The sequence below is a fragment of the Comamonas suwonensis genome, from assembly GCF_012844455.2.
GTDB classification, from domain to species: domain Bacteria; phylum Pseudomonadota; class Gammaproteobacteria; order Burkholderiales; family Burkholderiaceae_C; genus Comamonas; species Comamonas suwonensis.
This window is the reverse complement of record NZ_JABBCQ020000008.1, coordinates 173,363-192,547: the sequence shown is the minus strand read 5'-3', so window position 1 is coordinate 192,547 and position 19,185 is coordinate 173,363. Positions and strand designations below refer to the sequence as shown.

General features: G+C 60.0%; 15 protein-coding genes. 13 read left to right on the top strand and 2 right to left on the bottom strand.

The features are described from left to right. Positions 1–46: 46 nt before the first annotated feature. Positions 47–1,387, bottom strand: a complete 1,341-nt coding sequence (locus tag HF327_RS11180) for an SEL1-like repeat protein (RefSeq protein WP_169108295.1) — start codon at positions 1,385–1,387, stop codon at positions 47–49. Between the two features lie 350 nt (positions 1,388–1,737). Between HF327_RS11180 and HF327_RS11175 the strand changes: the two genes are divergently transcribed. The 11 genes from HF327_RS11175 (at position 1,738) to accD (ending at position 15,782) form a co-directional block, all read left to right on the top strand. Continuing rightward, complete coding sequence (locus HF327_RS11175; RefSeq protein ID WP_169108294.1) at positions 1,738–2,706, top strand: LysR family transcriptional regulator; 969 nt, start codon at positions 1,738–1,740, stop codon at positions 2,704–2,706. Positions 2,707–2,770: 64 nt separating this feature from the next. Then, a complete protein-coding gene (gene leuC, locus HF327_RS11170; RefSeq protein ID WP_169108293.1) occupies positions 2,771–4,192 on the top strand; it encodes a 3-isopropylmalate dehydratase large subunit in 1,422 nt (473 codons plus the stop codon). Positions 4,193–4,224: 32 nt separating this feature from the next. Further along, positions 4,225–4,881 (top strand): 3-isopropylmalate dehydratase small subunit, encoded by a 657-nt coding sequence (gene leuD / locus HF327_RS11165; RefSeq protein ID WP_169108292.1) that lies wholly within the window; start codon positions 4,225–4,227, stop codon positions 4,879–4,881. A 293-nt stretch (positions 4,882–5,174) separates the two neighbouring features. Then, complete coding sequence (leuB, locus tag HF327_RS11160) at positions 5,175–6,248, top strand: 3-isopropylmalate dehydrogenase (RefSeq protein WP_169108291.1); 1,074 nt, start codon at positions 5,175–5,177, stop codon at positions 6,246–6,248. Positions 6,249–6,750: 502 nt separating this feature from the next. Further along, the gene (gene asd / locus HF327_RS11155; protein WP_169108290.1) at positions 6,751–7,863 is read left to right on the top strand and encodes an aspartate-semialdehyde dehydrogenase; all 1,113 of its coding nucleotides are present in this window, start codon (positions 6,751–6,753) and stop codon (positions 7,861–7,863) included. Between the two features lie 369 nt (positions 7,864–8,232). Beyond that, positions 8,233–11,115 carry a FimV/HubP family polar landmark protein gene (locus tag HF327_RS11150; RefSeq protein WP_169108289.1) on the top strand — a complete coding sequence of 961 codons (2,883 nt, stop codon included), beginning with the start codon at positions 8,233–8,235 and terminating at the stop codon, positions 11,113–11,115. Positions 11,116–11,155: 40 nt separating this feature from the next. Continuing rightward, entirely contained in the window at positions 11,156–12,007 is an 852-nt protein-coding gene (gene truA, locus HF327_RS11145) for a tRNA pseudouridine(38-40) synthase TruA (RefSeq protein WP_169108288.1), read from the top strand. Then, on the top strand, positions 12,004–12,777 hold the full coding sequence (locus HF327_RS11140) for a phosphoribosylanthranilate isomerase (RefSeq protein WP_198460469.1): 774 nt from the start codon (positions 12,004–12,006) through the stop codon (positions 12,775–12,777). The genes truA and HF327_RS11140 overlap by 4 nt, the downstream gene beginning before the upstream one ends. After that, positions 12,702–13,997, top strand: a complete 1,296-nt coding sequence (gene trpB / locus HF327_RS11135) for a tryptophan synthase subunit beta (RefSeq protein WP_169108287.1) — start codon at positions 12,702–12,704, stop codon at positions 13,995–13,997. Before HF327_RS11140 ends, trpB begins: the two co-directional genes overlap by 76 nt. After that, positions 13,994–14,803 (top strand): tryptophan synthase subunit alpha, encoded by an 810-nt coding sequence (gene trpA / locus HF327_RS11130; protein WP_169108286.1) that lies wholly within the window; start codon positions 13,994–13,996, stop codon positions 14,801–14,803. The genes trpB and trpA overlap by 4 nt, the downstream gene beginning before the upstream one ends. A 103-nt stretch (positions 14,804–14,906) precedes the next feature. Continuing rightward, entirely contained in the window at positions 14,907–15,782 is an 876-nt protein-coding gene (gene accD, locus HF327_RS11125; RefSeq protein ID WP_099738211.1) for an acetyl-CoA carboxylase, carboxyltransferase subunit beta, read from the top strand. 89 nt (positions 15,783–15,871) lie between these two features. Here the strand turns inward: accD and HF327_RS11120 are convergent, their stop codons facing one another. Further along, positions 15,872–16,444: a YggT family protein gene (locus HF327_RS11120; RefSeq protein ID WP_169108285.1), complete on the bottom strand. Its 573-nt coding sequence runs from the start codon at positions 16,442–16,444 to the stop codon at positions 15,872–15,874. A gap of 60 nt (positions 16,445–16,504) precedes the next feature. Between HF327_RS11120 and HF327_RS11115 the strand changes: the two genes are divergently transcribed. Together HF327_RS11115 and lysS are read left to right on the top strand one after the other, a co-directional pair. Continuing rightward, positions 16,505–17,155 carry an LON peptidase substrate-binding domain-containing protein gene (locus HF327_RS11115; protein WP_169108284.1) on the top strand — a complete coding sequence of 217 codons (651 nt, stop codon included), beginning with the start codon at positions 16,505–16,507 and terminating at the stop codon, positions 17,153–17,155. A 250-nt stretch (positions 17,156–17,405) separates the two neighbouring features. Next, entirely contained in the window at positions 17,406–18,950 is a 1,545-nt protein-coding gene (gene lysS / locus HF327_RS11110; RefSeq protein ID WP_169108283.1) for a lysine--tRNA ligase, read from the top strand. Positions 18,951–19,185 lie beyond the last annotated feature (235 nt).

Sequence of the window (19,185 nt, the reverse complement as noted above, 5' to 3'; positions counted from 1 at the left end):
TGGGCTTTTTTCATGGCGCTTGAAAGCTGCGCCGCCTGAAAGCGTCTTAGCTCTGTGGCTTCCAGTTACGCACCTCGCGCTGCACCCGCACCTTGTCTGCCGGGGTCAGCTCCTGCTCCAGCGTTTCCACCCGGCTTTGCACAGACGCATCTTTGGCCTGCGCCAGCAACAGCCAGTAATAGGCCTTGCTCACGTCTTTGCGAACACCCTGCCCACTGATGTACATGGCAGCCAGATTCGTCTGCGCCAGCGTGTAGCCCTGCTTGGCTGCCTGCTCGAACCAGCGCGCGGCCGTCGATGCATCCTTGCTCACCCCCTGCCCGTTGGCATACAAAAACCCCAGCGACGACTGCGCTGCAGCATTGCCTTGCGCAGCTGATTTCTCCAGCCACTGCGCAGCACGCGGCAGATCTTGCGACACCAGTGCGCCCACTGCATAAATCATGCCGGCGTTGTACTGTGCATCCGCATGGCCTTTGCCTGCCGCCTGCTCAAACCAGCGCAGCGCAGCCACGCCATCTTCCTTGGTGCCCCGGCCGCTGGCCAGCATCACACCCAGGCTGTATTGACCGGCAGCGTCACCGCTTTGCGCCGAGCGCTCAAACCATCGCAGGGCCTGCGCCTCATCCTTGGTCACGCCGCGGCCTTCGGCATACATCAGGCCCAGGTTATTCTGGGCAATGCCATCACCCAAATCGGAAGCCTTGCGGTACCAGTACACGGCCTGCGCTTCGTCCTGCGTCACACCTCGCCCATTGGCATACAGCACGCCCAGATCGGACTGGGCAGGAGCGTAGCCCTGATCCGCCGACTTGCGATACCACTGCACGGCCAGCGGCAAATCCTGCTTCACATCCTTGGCAAAACGATAGCGCGAACCCAGTTCGTACTGTGCCTTGGCATCGCCTGACTCGGCTTCGGCACGCAGGGTAGCAAGCTCTCTGGCGTTTTCACCCCGATTGGTAGAACCCGGAGTCGGCGCCCAATGCTCAAGGCCCATGGGTGCAGCTGCTGCTGCGCCAGCGGCAACAGCACCCACTGCGGCAGTCCGGCCAGCCTTGCATGATTTTTTGCTGCCAGCCTTGCCGGTCGAATGGGCTGCAGACTTGCCAGCCACGTTTTTACCTGGCTTGGCTGCGGAGGCACTCTTGCCGCCCTTGGCAGGCGCTGGTGCACTGGATTTGCTGCTTGCTTTGCTTTGCGTCTTCCCCTTGGCCATGGCCGGCACAGCAGCGCCCCCCGCCAAAGCCAGAGCGACGGCCAGCAGGCAGGCCTGACTCCAGCCGGCAGCTTTGCGGGACACAGAAGTGCATAACGAAGGGCTTAAAGCAGCGGCAGAAAATTCGGGATGCTCACCCTCGGGCAGCGGATTGTTTGGAGCTCTCATGGCTCTCATTTTTGCAGCAAATAGCCAGGCCTTGAACAGGTTTGCTGACGATTCGCCGCGGTGCCCGAGGAAACATCACGCAGCTTGACGTTCGTCACTGCCTTTGTACGGAAAACAGCTTCTAGCCTTTATCGATAAAGCGTTAGCAGCTATCAAAATCAAAGTCGTTTCAAGCAAACGTTGACGCCTGCTGCATCCGCCTCCATCAAGCCATCGCAAACCAGCAATTGAGGCATCGCCATAATTTACCCATCGCGAAACAAGACATCTCGGCTAAAGATGGATAAAGCGAAATTTATCGGTAAAAATGCTGAAAACTTCTCGAAACGAGAAGACTAAAGTTAGCCCACATGAAGAATTCAGAGCGCAGTTTTGCGCGCCGTATCGATCTCACCTCGCTTCAACTGTTCGTCGCTGTATGCGAACTGGGAAGCATTGGCCGCGCTGCAGAGCGCGAATTCATTGCCGCCTCCGCCGTCAGCAAGCGCCTGTCCGACCTGGAGGCCACGGTAGACACCGCCCTGCTCTACCGCCACAGCCGCGGCGTGACGCTGACCCCTGCCGGTGAAAGCCTGCTGCACCATGCCCGCAACGTGCTGTACGGGCTGGAGCGCATGCAGGGCGAGCTGAGCGAGTACGCCGACGGCGTGCGCGGCCATGTGCGCATGCATGCCAATATGTCGGCCATCGTGCAGTTTCTGCCCGAGGACCTGGGCGCTTTTGCCCGCGAGCACAGCCAGATCAAAATTGACCTGCAAGAGCACCTGAGCCCCGATGTGTTGAGCGCTGTGGCCGAGGGCACGGCCGACATTGGCATCTGCACGCTGGGCATTGGCAAAAGCAGCGAAAGCAACCGCGCCACCGTTCAGATCACCCAGGGCAATGTGCCGCTGCAGTACCGCACTTATAAAGAAGACCGCCTGGTCGTCGTCGTGCCAGAGCGCCATGCGCTGGCGGACCGCAAGAGCGTGGCTTTCACCGAAGTGCTGGAATGGGACATCGTCAGCCTGCATTCGGGCTCTTCCATCAGCCTGGCCATGCGCGCTGCAGCGGCGCAGGCCGGCCATCCGCTGCACCAGCGCATTCAGGTCACGAGCCTGGACGCCATGTGCCGCATGATCGACAACGGCCTGGGCATTGGCCTGCTACCTGACCGCGCCTTTGAGCTGATGCACGGCGTGGGCCACCTGCGCGCCGTACAGCTGACCGACGAATGGGCGCACCGCGAGCTGTGCGTCGTCGCCCGCGACTTTGAAGCACTGCCTGTGACAACCCGCCTACTGGTCGATCACCTCTGTCCGGCCAGTGCCAAGTCTTGAAGTCCGCTTCCGGCCTGACCAGAATAAACCACCCAACAAACTCAACTCACGAGAGCAAAGCACCATGGGACGCACCCTCTACGACAAGATTTTTGACGAGCACGTCGTTCACACCGAAGAAGACGGCACCTCCATCCTCTATATCGACCGTCATCTGGTGCACGAAGTGACCAGCCCACAGGCTTTCGAAGGCCTGCGCGAAGCCGGTCGCAAGCTGTGGCGCGTCAGCTCCGTGGTGGCGACAGCCGATCACAACACCCCCACCGACGGCTGGGAACGTGGCTATGACGGCATTGCCGACCCCATCAGCAAAGAGCAGATCGTCACGCTGAACAGCAATATTGCCGAGTTCGGCTCGGCCGCCTTCTTCCCTTTCATGGACAGGGGTCAGGGCATTGTTCACGTGATGGGCCCGGAGCAAGGCGCCACCCTGCCCGGCATGACCGTGGTCTGCGGTGACAGCCACACCTCCACCCACGGCGCTTTCGGCGCGCTGGCCCACGGCATCGGCACCTCTGAAGTCGAGCACGTGATGGCCACCCAGACTCTGCTGGCCAAGAAAGCCAAGAACATGCTGGTGCAGGTCAACGGCAAGGTCGCGCCCGGCGTAACCGCCAAGGACATCGTGCTGGCCATCATCGGCAAGATCGGCACCGCCGGCGGCACGGGCTACACCATTGAATTTGCGGGTGAAGCGATTCGCGACCTGTCCATCGAAGGCCGCATGACCGTGTGCAACATGGCCATCGAAGGCGGCGCACGCGCAGGCCTGGTGGCCGTGGACGAGAAAACCATCCAGTACGTCAAGGGCCGCCCACTGGCACCCGTGGGCGCCGAGTGGGATGCTGCCGTCACCTACTGGAAGACACTGCACTCCGACGCTGATGCGAAGTTTGACGCCGTAGTGGAGCTGAACGCCGCCGACATCGTGCCGCAGGTGACCTGGGGCACCAGCCCTGAAATGGTGCTGGGCGTGGATGCCTCCGTGCCCGATCCAGACAAGGAAAAAGACGCCAACAAGCGTGGGGCCATTGAGCGCGCGCTGACCTATATGGCGCTGGAGCCCGGCAAACCTCTGAACGACATTTTCGTGGACAAGGTGTTCATTGGCTCCTGCACCAACAGCCGCATCGAAGACATGCGCGAAGCCGCTGCCGTGGTGAAGAAGCTGGGCCAGAAGGTCGCCAAGAACATCAAGCAGGCGCTGGTCGTCCCCGGCTCGGGTCTGGTCAAGGAACAAGCTGAGCGCGAAGGCCTGGATGTGATATTCAAGGCCGCAGGCTTTGAATGGCGCGAACCCGGCTGCTCCATGTGCCTGGCCATGAATGCCGACCGCCTGGAGCCCGGCGAGCGCTGCGCATCGACCAGCAACCGCAACTTTGAAGGCCGTCAGGGTGCCGGTGGCCGCACCCACCTGGTCAGCCCCGCCATGGCGGCGGCTGCGGCCATTCACGGCCACTTCGTGGACATCCGCAAGTTCGCTTAAGTCGCCAAGCCTCAAGATTCTGGAATCACGCCATGCAAAAATTCACCGTGCACAAGGGCCTCGTTGCCCCCATGGACCGCGAGAACGTTGACACCGACGCCATCATTCCCAAACAGTTTCTGAAGTCGATCAAGAAAACCGGCTTCGGCCCCAATCTGTTTGACGAGTGGCGCTATCTGGACCAGCCCGGCCAACCCGGCCAGCCCGAGTCCTCGCGCAAACCCAACCCCGACTTTGTGCTGAACCAGCCGCGCTACAAGGGTGCCAGCGTGCTGATCGCTCGCCAGAACTTCGGCTGCGGCTCCAGCCGCGAGCACGCGCCATGGGCACTGGACCAGTACGGCTTCCGCGCCATTCTCGCCCCCAGTTTTGCCGACATCTTCTTCAACAACAGCTTCAAAAACGGCCTGCTGCCCATCGTGCTGCCCGAAGCCGTGATTGAGCAGCTGTTCAATGAAGTGGCGGCCTTCCCCGGCTATGAGCTGACCATTGACCTGGAGCGTCAGGTCATCGTTCGTCCACAAGGCGAAGAGATTCCCTTCGACGTCATCGCCTTCCGCAAGTACTGCTTGCTGAACGGCTTTGACGATATCGGCCTGACCATGCGCCATGCCGACAAGATCAAAGCCTTTGAAGCCGAGCGTCTGGCGCAAAAACCCTGGCTGGCACATACGCTGATTCAGAAGTAACCCCCTGAGCCGCTTTGCGGCCTCCCCCCTCTCTCTTCGGGAGGGGGACGGCATCTGTGCTGCGGGGCGGCCCTTGCTCGATGCCCTTAGCTGGGTCGCGCCGGGGCTGAGGCAATGCCCACACTGGCATTGTTCATCTCACGCAGTTGAGGGATGCAAGCCGCTTGGACCTAAAGTAAAAATATCAAGAAGTGAGCTACAAGTGCTTGTTTTTATTGGATATCAAACAGTATTCAATATGAAATCTATGAATATCAAGCGCTGCTAGCTATCAAATTAATCAAAGGAACATCATGAAGATTGCAGTTTTGCCCGGTGATGGCATTGGCCCCGAAATCATTGCAGAAGCCGTCAAGGTGCTCGAAGTCCTGAATCTGGGTCTGGAGATGGAAACCGCTCCTGTGGGCGGCGCTGGCTACGAAGCCGCCGGCCACCCTCTGCCCCCCGCCACACTGAAGCTGGCGCAAGAAGCCGATGCCATTTTGTTCGGTGCCGTGGGCGACTGGAAGTACGACACGCTGGACCGCCCTCTGCGCCCCGAGCAAGCCATTCTGGGCCTGCGCAAGGCACTGGGCCTGTTCGCCAACTTCCGCCCCGCCATCTGCTACAAGGAACTGACCCATGCTTCCAGCCTCAAGCCCGAGCTGGTGGCAGGTCTGGACATCCTCATCATCCGCGAACTGACCGGTGACATCTATTTCGGCGCACCCCGTGGCCGCCGCGTGGCTCCCGATGGTCACTTCCCCGGCAGCGAAGAAGCGTTTGACACCATGCGCTACTCGCGCCCCGAGATCGAGCGTATTGCCCATGTCGCCTTCCAGGCCGCCCAGAAGCGCGACAAGCGTGTGACCAGCGTGGACAAATCCAATGTCCTGGAAACCTTCCAGCTGTGGAAGGACGTGGTCACCGAAGTCGCCAAACAGTACCCCGATGTGGCCCTGGACCACATGTACGTAGACAACGCCGCCATGCAACTGGTCAAAGAACCCAAGCGCTTTGACGTGGTGGTGACCGGCAATATGTTCGGCGACATTCTGTCCGACGAAGCTTCCATGCTGACCGGCTCCATCGGCATGCTGCCTTCGGCCAGCCTGAACGACAAAAAGCAAGGCCTGTACGAGCCCAGCCACGGCTCGGCCCCCGACATTGCTGGCAAGGGCATCGCCAACCCCCTGGCCACCATCTTGTCGGCCGCCATGATGCTGCGCTTTAGCCTGGGTATGGAAGAAGCCGCTTTGAAGATCGAAGCCGCCGTCCAGAAGGTACTGGCCGACGGCCTGCGCACCGCTGATATCTACAGCGAAGGCACGACCAAGGTCTCCACCAGCCAGATGGGCGACGCCGTGGTCAAGGCGCTGCAAGCCTGATGCACAAGGCCTGAGCCGAATTGGTTCAGGCACCCGCATTCAAGCCGGATGGAGGTTCATCCATCCGGCGGTTTCAAGGCAAGTAGCTCAAATCCGCATCCAGGCCAGTCCGGCAATACTCGGACTTTTCTGCACGGCTGCACCGACCAGAAAGCAGACCCGGCGCGATCTTCAGCGCATAACGCCTTGAAAATCCATTCACCAACCAACAAAACGTCAAAATTTTATTCATTTTTTTGACGAAGTGACCAAATAATTCATTGATTCTGACACACTGAGGTTTCCACTCATTGGCTAGAATCACGACTGTCATGTTTGCCACACGCCCTTTCATCACTGAAACCACAACACCTGCTGCTCAAGCCGGTGTGGACGCGTGCGCAATCACCATTAAGACGATTACAGGCTGACCCAGCCCGGTTCGTCGTGCGCCCCTTCCGGCCAGACGAGCCGGACGAAGCAGTCAAAAGCTACTGTTTTCAATACTGAAAGGGCGTTTCAAATGAGCAAGCAACTGGTAGGTTTGGTGGGCTGGCGCGGCATGGTCGGCTCCGTGCTGATGGACCGCATGCAAGCCGAAGGCGACTTCGAGCTGATCGAGCCTGTGTTCTTCTCCACCTCCAATGCCGGCGGCAAGGCCCCGGCCATGGCGACGGTCCACACCCAGCTCAAGGATGCCAACGACATCGCCGAGCTGTCAAAGTGCGACGTCATCATCACCTGCCAGGGCGGCGACTACACCAAGGAAGTGTTCCCCAAGATCCGCGCTGCGGGCTGGAACGGCCACTGGATTGACGCCGCCTCTTCGCTGCGCATGGAAGACAACGCCGTCATCGTGCTGGACCCCGTCAACGACGACCTGATCAAGGCCAAGCTGGCTGCGGGCGGCAAGAACTGGATTGGCGGCAACTGCACCAACTCCATCTTGCTGATGGGTTTGGGCGGTCTGTTCAAGGCCGGCCTGGTGGAGTGGGTTTCCTCCATGACCTACCAGGCCGCCTCGGGTGGTGGTGCCAACCACATGCGCGAACTGCTCAAGGGCATGGGTGTGGTCCACGCTGCCGTGGCCACAGAGCTGGCAACGCCTGCTTCCGCCATTCTGGAAATCGACCGCAAGGTGGCCATCACCATCCGTGAAGAAGTGTCCACCGAATTCTTTGGTGCCCCTCTGGCTGGCGGCCTGATCCCCTGGATCGATGTGCAACTGCCTAACGGCCAGTCCAAGGAAGAGTGGAAAGGCCAGGCCGAGGTCAACAAGATTCTGGGCACCGAAGCCACCATTCCCGTGGATGGCCTGTGCGTGCGCATTGGCGCCATGCGCTGCCACTCGCTGGCTTTGACATTGAAGCTCAAGAAGGATCTGCCTCTTGAAGAGATCGAAGCGCTGATCAAGGGCGGCAACCCCTGGGTGAAGTTTGTGGCCAACGACCGCGCAGAAACCGTCAAGGAGTTGACGCCTGCGGCTACCACCGGTGGTCTGGAAGTTGCAGTAGGCCGCGTGCGCAAGCTGAACATGGGCCCCGAGTACCTGTCGGCTTTCGTGATTGGTGACCAGCTGCTGTGGGGCGCTGCCGAGCCCCTGCGCCGCATGCTGCGCATCTTGCTGGCTGATTAATCCCAACCGTGATCAAGCCGCTAAGCGGCTTGATCGCGTGAAAAGCGCCATGTCATCCTGGTGATGTCTGGCGCTTTTTTATGTCCGCGCCTTGGGTTAGCTCAGGCTTTTCGGCTTATTTCGCTGAACAAAGACTGTGAATGAACCTAGATTAATTTGCATCTCGTTGCCAATCGACAACAATTGCGCGCCTTGTCAAGCCTGCTTTTGCTCGCAATGCAATAGCGTCGTTGACAATGCATGCAGTGTCCCCATGTCAATGAGCCGCTCATTGACTACTGGATTTTTCAATTTACATGTGCACCGCAGCCACAAACCCGGCTAATAACAAAAAGGGCTGTTGGCTGCACAAATCAAGTTTGATGCCATATGCAACGCTGGAAACTCTCTGCGCTCGCCGCAGCCACCCTCGCTCTGTCTAGCCTGTCGGCCACCGATGCATGGGCATTGGCACTGGGTCGTATCACGGTCCAGTCGGCTCTGGGAGAGCCTTTGCGTGCAGAGGTCGAGATTCCTCAGCTCAGCGCTGCCGAAGCCGATAGCCTGCAAGCCGCCGTGGCATCACCTGCGGCGTTCCGCGCGCAGGGCATGGAGTACTCAGGTACCGCCAACACTGTTCGCGTCAAGGTCCAGAAGCGCTCCAATGGCTCGACTGTGCTGCAGCTGAGCAGCTTCCAGCCAGTTAACGATCCCTTTGTGGACCTTGTGATTGATGCCAACTGGGCCTCTGGCAAGCTGCAGCGCAACTACACCTTGCTGCTGGACCCCCCCACATCGCGTCGCCCGACACCTGCGCCGACAACAGTGGCCCAGGCTGCTCCTGCTGAGATGCCAGCCCGCCCTGCGGTAGCAAGTCGCCCCGCGTCTGCCCCTGTGGTTGCAGCAGGCCGCGACCTGCGCAATGACCGCGATCTAGACAGCACATCGGCCAAGCCTCAACGCAAGACCGGCACCGCTGCAGCAACGCCTTCCAGCACTAAGGGGGAGGTTCGCGTCAAGGCCGGCGATACCGCCGGCCGTATTGCTGCCGCATACAAGCCTGCAGGCGTTTCGCTGGATCAAATGCTGGTCGCCATGCTGCGCAGCAACCCACAAGCGTTCATCAACGGCAACATCAACCGCATGCGCAGTGGCGCCGTGGTTCAGTTGCCCGACGAAGCAGCGACTCAGTCCACTTCCGTCAAGGAAGCGCGCCAGATCATGGCAGCCCAGTCGCAGGACTTCAATCAGTTTCGCCGTCAACTGGCTGGCGTAGCACCTGTGGCCACGGTCGAGGCCGCGTCGCGCAGCGCATCCGGTCAGGTTCAGGCCCATGTCGAGGATGCCAAGCCCAGCACTGCAGCGCCAGACAAACTGACCCTATCCAAGGGCACAGTCAAGAGCACTGCCGCAGACGAACAACTGGCGCAGCAAAAGCAGACTGCCGATCAGGCGGCTCGCGCTGATGAGCTCAAACGCAATATGGCAGAACTGAGCCAGATTGCAGCCGCCACCAAGCCTGCAGGCAGCCCGGCAGCCACAGCGGCTGCAGCAGCGCCACAAGCCCCTGGCCTGGGCGTACCCTCCGCCACTACAGCAACCACCAATACGGCAGCGGCTGCAGTGCCACCTGCTGCACCCGCTCCTACAGCTACGGCCTCCGCCGAAGCTGCAGCGCCTGAAGCAGCCAAGCCCGTTGATACCGCCAACGCACCAGCAGAAGGTGGAGAGAGAACCCCAGAGGCTGCGCCCGCAGAAGCAGCGGCACAACCAGCACCGGTGGCGCCTCCTAAACCAGCTGCAGCACCCATTGCTGCACCTGAAGAACCCAGTTTTATCGATGGTTTGATGGACGACCCCAGCATCCCTCTGGCCGGAGCAGCCTTGCTCGCCTTGCTGCTGGGCTACGGTGGCTACCGAGTCATGCAACGCCGCAAGGCAGCGGCCGCCGGCGCAGACAGCACGCTGGGTGACAGCCAGCTTTCCGCAGACTCCTTCTTTGGTGCCAGCGGTGGCCAGCGCGTGGACACCACGACCAACAGCAGTCAGCTGTCGGCTCAGTCCATGCAGTACTCACCCAGCCAGCTGGATGCCGGTGACGTGGACCCATTGGCCGAGGCTGATGTGTATCTGGCATATGGCCGTGACCTTCAGGCCGAAGAAATCCTCAAGGAAGCGCTGCGTACCGACCCCAACCGTCTGGTTCTGCACCAAAAGCTGGCCGAAATCTATGCCAAACGCCATGACCGCATGGCCTATGCATCTGTCGCAAACAATCTTTACGGGCTGACTCAGGGCAAGGGCCCAGAATGGCAGCGCCTGGCGGATCAGGGCCGAATCCTCGACCCTGACAACGCGCTGTACCAACCCGGTGGTTCGCCCCAGACCCGTCACTCCGATGCAGCTGCGAGCATGAGCAATGCCTTCAGCCCCACCGACCCAGCCTCGGCCCTGACAGCGGGCACTGCTGCTGTCGCCTTTGGCTCGGCACTGGCTGCTGCCAAGGAGGCTGACCGCGAAGGTCCTCCTACTCAGCCCGCAGGCTTGGACTTCGACATGGACCTGGATCTGCCCGGCGGCCTGTCGCCAGCGGCAGCACCCGTTGCCGCAACGCCTGCAGCCCAGCAGCCCAGCGAGCAAGACTTCGCCTCACTGGCGCAATGGGAGGCGCCTGCTGCAACGCCAGCAAGCCCTGCACATGCCGCAGACAATGGCCTGAGCCTAGATTTGGATGACTTGGCCTCATTCAGCCTGCCCGCCACCGCATCGCAAGCCCCTGCTCCTGAAGCGTCGCCTGTCGCTGCACCTATCGAACAAGGCTCGCTAAATGCTCTGGAGTTTGACCTCGACAGCTTTACTCTACCGCTTCAGTCCGCTACTGAAAGCACGGAAGACAAAGACACTTCCCGCGCTGAACTGACCGCTCACCACGCTGCGTCCGAGGAAGAAAGTCACAGCACCGAAGCCATGACCTTGCAACTGCCGATGGATGCCGTCAGCACCCACGCCATCAGTGACCAAAAAGCCGAACCCACTTTTGACCTGAGTGGTTTGTCGCTGGACCTGGGCACGCCCAACCATGCAGTGGATCTTGGCACCGTCGCTTCGCCTGCTGAACCCGAAGACCCGCTGGCAACCAAGCTCGCTTTGGCCGAAGAGTTCAATGCCATCGGCGACAGTGACGGAGCGCGTACACTCATAGAGGAAGTGATCGCCGAAGCCCATGGCGATCTCAAAGCCAAGGCTCAAAGCCTGCTCTCTCAGATTGGTTAATTGATTTGATGCGTTCCCCCCCCACGCCGGGAGCCATGCCATGCGCATAGCTCTTGGCGTAAGCTACAACGGTCAGGCCTACCAGGGCTGGCAAAGCCAGTCCTCCGGCAACACCGTACAAGACAAACTCGAAGCGGCCTTGGGCCGCTTTGCTGCTGAAAAAGTGTCCACAATTTGCGCAGGCCGCACCGATGCCGGTGTTCATGGCCTGATGCAAGTCGTGCACTTTGATACTGAGCTGGACCGTGCCCCCTACTCCTGGGTGCGCGGCACCAATACCTTTTTGCCCGCTGACATTGCCGTGCAATGGGCGCAGCCCGTGTCTGAAGAATTTCACTCACGCTATTGCGCCACGGGCCGCCGCTATGCCTATGTGCTGATGCAGTCGCCCGTGCGCCCCAGCGTAGAAGCGGGCCGCGTGGGCTGGATGTTCTATCCACTCGATGGCGAGGCCATGCAAAAAGCCACACAGTATCTGGTGGGCGAGCATGACTTCTCGTCTTTCCGCGCCTCAGGCTGTCAGGCCAAGACGCCGGTCAAGACCCTGTACGACATACGCGTCACCCGTCGCATGACCAGCGGCGGCTCTCGCGAAGCGGCAGCCAGCTCCATGCGCCCTGGTGATACCGAGCCCATGGAGTGCTGCTACTGGCGCTTCGAGTTTGATGGCAGTGCTTTTTTACACCACATGGTGCGCAACATCATGGGCTGCCTGATTGCCATTGGTCAGGGCCAATATCCGCCTGAATGGATGAAAACCGTGCTTGCAGCCCGCGCGCGTGATGCTGCTGCACCCACGTTTTCGCCGGATGGTCTCTACTTCCTCGGCCCCATCTACGATGAAAAATGGGGTCTACCCACCCGTACGGTGGGCTTTGACTGGTTGCCATGAACCGAACCCGGATCAAGATCTGCGGCCTGACCCGCGAGCAAGATGTAGACGCAGCCGTCGCGGCAGGAGCTGACGCTATCGGCTTTGTGCTCTACGCCCCAAGCCCCCGCGCCGTCACGCTGCAACGCGCGGCGGAGCTGGCCAGACGCCTGCCGCCGTTTGTCACACCTGTTTTGCTTTTTGTGAATGAACTTGCTAGCAATGTCATAGCTGCTTGCGCAGAGATACCAAACGCTTGCGTGCAATTTCATGGTGATGAATCACCCGAGGACTGCGAAGTCGCCACCCGGGGCGTGCAACCCTGGCTGCGGGCTGCCCGCATACCCCTAGGGGATGATGCGGCGCATTTTGACCTCGTAGAATACGCACAACGTTATTCAAAAGCCCAGGCCATATTGCTCGACGCCCATGTCGACGGTTATGGCGGCGGCGGAAAAGCATTCAATTGGTCACTTCTGCCAACAAGCGTCGACTCTCACCTCGTTTTGTCTGGTGGACTCACGCCTGCAAACGTGACCGATGGCATCTTGCAAGTACGCCCTCGCGGGCTGTCGCTTGCCATTGATGTGAGCTCGGGCGTCGAGGCCGATGGCCCCGATGGCAAGCCCCTCAAAGGCATCAAGGATGCCCACAAGATTCACCGCTTCATGGCTGCCGTACGCGCAGCTGATGCACAAATTTTGCAGACTGACACATGTTTGAATACCAATACCCCGACGTCCAAGGCCACTTCGGCCGCTACGGCGGCAGCTTCGCCAGCGAGACCCTGACGCACGCTCTTGTCGAGCTGCGCGACGCCTACGCCAAGTACCAAAACGACCCTGAATTCATCGCTGAATTCCAGTCCGAGCTGGCCCACTATGTGGGTCGCCCTTCGCCCGTCTATCACGCAGACCGCATGTCGCGCGAAATGGGTGGCGCTCAGATCTATCTGAAGCGTGAGGACCTCAACCACACCGGCGCGCACAAGATCAACAACGTGATTGGCCAGGCCATGCTCGCCAAGCGCATGGGCAAGCCGCGCATCATTGCTGAGACGGGCGCGGGCCAGCATGGCGTGGCTACGGCCACCATTTGCGCACGCTACGGTCTGGAATGCATCGTTTACATGGGTGCAGAAGACGTAAAGCGCCAAAGCCCCAACGTCTACCGCATGAAGCTGCTGGGCGCCACTGTGATTCCCGTCGAGTCCGGCAGCAAGACGCTGAAAGACGCGCTCAACGAAGCCATGCGGGACTGGGTGGCCAATGTGGACAACACCTTCTACATCATCGGTACGGTAGCAGGCCCGCACCCCTACCCCATGATGGTGCGCGACTTCCAGAAGGTCATTGGCGACGAGTGCCTGACGCAGATGCCCGAGTTTCTGGGCCCTGAGCAGCAGCCCGACGCGGTGGTGGCCTGCGTGGGCGGCGGCAGCAATGCCATGGGTATCTTCTACCCCTACATCCCGTTTGAAAACACCCGGCTGATCGGCGTAGAAGCCGCTGGCGAAGGTCTGGAAACCGGCAAGCACTCGGCATCGCTGCAAAAAGGCAGCTCGGGCGTGCTGCACGGCAACCGCACCTTCATCATGCAGGACGACAACGGCCAGATTCTGGAAACCCACTCCATCAGTGCCGGTTTGGACTACCCCGGCGTGGGCCCTGAGCACGCCTGGTTGCAGGAAATCGGTCGCGCCCAGTACGTGGGCATTACCGACACCGAAGCGCTGGACGCCTTCCACTATCTGTGCCGTGCCGAAGGCATCATCCCCGCTCTGGAATCCAGCCATGCCGTGGCCTACGCTATGAAACTGGCCAAGACCATGCGCACCGACCAGTCCATTCTCATCAGCCTCTCTGGCCGCGGCGACAAGGACATTGGCACCGTGGCAGACCTGTCGGGTGCCGAATATTTTGACCGTCCATCCATGCGCGGCCTCACCGTCAAGGGTGCGCCCGGCCACGATGCGGCCAAGGCAGCCGCAGGTGGGAGCAACAAGTTATGAGCCGAATTTCCGACACCTTCAGCAAACTCAAGGAAGAAGGCCGCAAGGCGCTGATTCCTTATGTGACCGCTGGTTTTCCCTTTGCCGCCATCACCCCTTCCCTCATGCACGGCATGGTGGAAGCTGGCGCTGACGTGATCGAGCTGGGCGTGCCCTTCTCCGACCCCATGGCCGACGGCCCCACCATTCAGCGTGCGGGTGACAAGGCTATCGCCAACGGCGTGGGCCTGGCCCAGGTGCTGGCCTATGTGGCCGAGTTCCGCAAAAAGGACCAGACCACCCCCGTGGTGCTCATGGGTTATGCCAACCCGGTCGAGCGCTACGACCAGATTCACGGTGAAGACGCCTTCGTCAATCACGCCAGCGAGTCTGGCGTGGACGGCATTCTCATCGTGGACTACCCACCTGAGGAATGCGAAGAGTTTGCCGCCAAGCTCAAAGCCCGCGACATGGACCTCATCTTCCTGCTTGCCCCCACCAGCACCGATGAACGCATGCAGCAAGTGGCCCGCGTGGCGACCGGCTATGTCTACTACGTCTCGCTCAAGGGCGTGACCGGCTCCGGCGCACTCGACACTGCGGCGGTGGAAGCCATGCTGCCCCGTATTCGCAAGCATGTGAGCATCCCTGTGGGCGTGGGCTTTGGCATTCGCGACGCCCAGACCGCCCAGACCGTAGGCCAGGTGGCCGATGCCGTCATCATTGGCAGCCGCATCATTGACCTGCTCGACAACCAGCCGCATGAAAAAATCGTGCCCCTGGCAATAGACTTTCTGCGCGGCGTGCGTAAGGCACTCGACGCATAATGCTCCCCTTGCACATGCAGCTGGCCCAAGCCAGCTCCATGTGCCACCAGCGTCTGCCAACGGTCATAAGAGCCCTGAGAGCAGCGCCAGAAAAGGAAACACCATGTCTTGGCTTGAAAAACTTCTGCCTGCAAAAATCCAGCAGACTAACCCGACGGAACGCCACCAGCAGATTCCCGAAGGTCTGTGGATCAAATGCCCCAGCTGCGAATCCGTTCTGTACAAGACCGATCTGGAAAAGAACCAGAACGTCTGCCCCACCTGCGGTCATCATCACCGCATCGGTGCGCGTGCGCGCCTGAACCATTTCCTTGACGCTGAAGGCCGCTATGAAATCGGTCAGGAAGTCATTCCTGTCGACCCCTTGAAGTTCAAGGACAGCCGCAAGTACCCCGAGCGCCTGAAAGAAGCGCTGGAGAACACCGGCGAGACCGATGCCCTGATCGTCATGGGTGGCTCTGTCAAGAGCATCAACATGGTTGTGGCCTGCTTTGAGTTCGACTTTATGGGTGGCTCCATGGGCTCCGTGGTCGGCGAGCGCTTTGTGCGCGGCGTCGAAACCGCTATTGAGCAAAAAGTACCTTTCGTCTGCTTCACGGCCACCGGTGGTGCCCGCATGCAAGAAGGCCTGCTCTCGCTGATGCAAATGGCCAAGACCAATGCGGCGCTGACCCGCTTGGCCAAGAAGGGTCTGCCCTATATCTCCGTGCTGACCGACCCCACCATGGGCGGCGTGTCTGCTGGCTTCGCCTTTGTGGGCGATATCGTGATTGCAGAACCCAAGGCCCTGATCGGCTTTGCCGGCCCGCGCGTGATCGAGACCACAGTGCGTGTCAAGCTGCCTGAAGGCTTCCAGCGTGCCGAGTTCCTGCAGGAAAAGGGGGCCGTGGACATGATCGTCGACCGCCGCGAACTGCGCGACCGCATCTCCAGCTCGCTGGCCATGCTGCAGCGCTTGCCTGCTGACGCAGTGGAATAAGCCACTTCGCTATCAAAAGAAAAGCGGCTAACGCAGATTCTGTCTGCGTTAGCCGCTTTTTTTATGCCTGTTTCAGCAGCTCATCACACTCAATGCCCAACCAGTCCTGCAATCGTCACCAGCCCACCCGCCTGTACGTAGTTGAGCACCATCAGCAGCACCTGCAGAATAATCAAGGCGATCAGCGACGAAAAGTCCACATTGCCGATCAGGGGCACCACCTTGCGAATGGGGGCGACCAACGGGTCAGACAGGCGCTGCAGCACGCCATAAATAGGCGAGTAAGGCTGCACCCAGGAAAGAATCACGAAGACCAGCAAAATGCCCACCATCCCCGACAGGATGACTTTGAGCAGCCCGCAAAAGGCCAGCCAGGGCAGCGCCAGCGCCGTGCTTTTGGCGCCCAGCAGCAGCCAGATCAGCAGCACCTGCGCAAATTGCAGCAGCAAGGCAGCCAGCAGGCTTGATTTGTCCCAGCGGCCTTTGGCGGGAACGATCTTACGCAGCGGCATCACAATCCAGTCGCTCAAGGCAAACACCAGCTGCCCGACGGGGTTACCGAAGGGCACACGCTGTGCCTGCATATACATGCGCAGCAGGCAGGCGCCGCTGATCAACCCGACGACAACGTCCAGCAAGAACAAAACAATTTCAAACAGCATGTGACTCAATTCAGGATGCAGCGAACGTATCGCCTATTCGTGGGATGATAGCCGCGCACCATGACTGACACACAAAGTCTGCACTCTCTGCCCCTGTTCCCTCTGAACACGGTGCTGTTTCCTGAAGGCCTGCTGAGCCTGCAGGTCTTTGAAGTGCGCTATCTGGACATGGTCCGAAAATGCCAGCACGCAGGAGCCCCTTTCGGGGTAGTGGCGCTGCAATTGGGCCATGAAGTGCGCAAGGCTGGCTCAAAGGTAGAGCAGCTCCACGCCGAAGGGGTGCTGGCCCACATCACCCAGCTCGACTCGCCCCAGTCAGGCCTGCTGCATCTGCAATGCAAAGGCACGCAGCGCTTTCATATTCAGCGCTGCTGGCAACTGCCGCACGGTCTGTGGGTGGCCGATGTGAACATGTTGCCAGCCGACCCCAAAGTCGCCGTCCCCCCGCATTTACGGAGCACTGCTTACGCCCTGGCACAGGCTCTGCTTAATCTGCATGGCCACGACCCAGACCACGCCCAGCTCCCCACACCCGAGCAAATGCATGATTGCGCCTGGGTGGCCAATCGCTGGGCGGAGATGCTGCCGCTGCCGGTACGCATCAAGCAGCAGCTTATGACACTGGACGCCCCCCTGCTGCGACTGGAGCTGATTGCAGACATGCTCGAGCAAAGCGGCATTGCAGGCATGCCATCTGCACCAGATTCATAAGAATCAGGCTAATCCTCAATAAATACAAGCACCAATAGATCTTATTTTGATAGTAATTGCCATTATTTATTGATGACCCAACGCTGCCGACAAGCCGCATACCGCAGTTCCAGCCAGCGCTTTGCCCGGCTGTTCGCCGCTGCTTCGGCAAAAAACTTAAAATCTCGGCTTTCGGGCTGCGCAATCCTTGCCGCCTCCCATCACTCCCTTGTGGACTCAAACCGGCGCTTGTCGCTGGCGCTCTCTTTTCATGACTGAACAAAACATCTCTTCTGCGGCAGAAAACACCGCCCCTCAGGACGAAAACAAACTCATCGCTGAGCGCCGCGAAAAACTCAAAGCCTTGCGCGAGCACGCCAAGGCCCAGGGCATCACCGCTTTCCCCAATGACTTCAAGCCTGAGCACCGCGCCGAAGCGTTGATTGCCGAGCATGGCGATAAGGAAGCGGAAGCACTGGACGCCGCAGCCGTCACCGTCAGCGTGGCAGGCCGCATGATGCTAAAGCGCGTCATGGGCAAGGCCAGCTTTGCCACCGTGCAAGACGCCACCGGCCGCATCCAGGCCTATGTCACCCGCGACGCCGTGGGTGAAGAGGTGTACGCCGACTTCAAGAAGTGGGACCTGGGCGACATCATCGCCGTCGAAGGCCAGTTGATGAAGACCAAGACCGGCGAGCTGTCGATCAAGGCCACCAAAATCCGCATGCTCACCAAGAGCCTGCGCCCCATGCCCGATAAGTTCCACGGCATGGCCGATCAGGAACAAAAGTATCGCCAGCGTTACGTCGATTTGATGATGGACGAAGATGCCCGCAAGCGCTTTGTGGCCCGCAGCAAGGCCGTGTCTGGCCTGCGCGACTTCATGGTGCAAAACGGCTTCCTCGAAGTCGAAACGCCCATGCTGCACCCCATCCCCGGTGGCGCCAACGCCAAGCCGTTTGTGACCCATCACAACGCGCTGGATCAGGAGATGTACCTGCGCATTGCGCCCGAGCTGTACCTCAAGCGTCTGGTGGTCGGTGGTTTTGAGCGCGTGTTCGAGATCAACCGCAACTTCCGCAACGAAGGTATCTCGGTACGACACAACCCCGAGTTCACCATGATGGAGTTCTACGCGGCCTACTGGAACTACCAGGACCTGATGGACTACACCGAAGCGCTGATCCGCGACGCCGCCATGAAGGCCGTGGGCACGCTGCAGCTGACTTACGGCGGCAAGCCCGTGGATCTGGAAGCTCCGTTTGAGCGCCTGACCATCGTGGAAGCCATCGTCAAGTACACCGAAGCCGGCGAGAACGTCACCAACCGCGAGTGGCTAACCAACGCCCTGCAAAAGCTGGGCATGAAGGAAGAGAAGAACAAGCTCTCGACCCGCACACTGGCCAGCCTGCAAGTGCTGTACTTCGAAGAAGTGGTGGAAGAGAAGCTGTGGAACCCCACCTTCATCATGGAACACCCCACCGAAATCTCGCCTCTGGCCCGCGCCAATGACGAGCGCCCTGAAGTGACCGAGCGCTTTGAGCTTTACATCACCGGCCGCGAATTCGGCAACGGCTTCTCGGAGCTCAACGATGCGGAAGACCAGGCAGCGCGTTTCAACGCCCAGGTCGATGCCAAGGACAGCGGCGATGACGAAGCCATGTACTTTGACCAGGACTTTGTGCGCGCGCTGGAATACGGCATGCCCCCCACCGGTGGTTGCGGCATCGGCATTGACCGCTTCATGATGCTGCTGACCGACAGCGCAAGCATCCGCGATGTGATTCTGTTCCCCGCTTTGCGCCGCGAAAGCTGATCCAGCACTCCTGCCACCATGCCCAGCGCCTGCCGCGCATTGGGCATGGCAATGGGCATCGATTATCTGCCCGAGGGTCGCCACCCTTATTGAATTCATCGACCGAGGGGGTGGGCAGATGTCCCACAGCTCACCCCAGATGGTCAACAGTCATCGCATTCGCCGCTCACTAGCGCGCTTGGGCGTTTCGTTTTAAGCGCTGTGCTGATTGCATGTCTGGTACTCATGGCCCGAT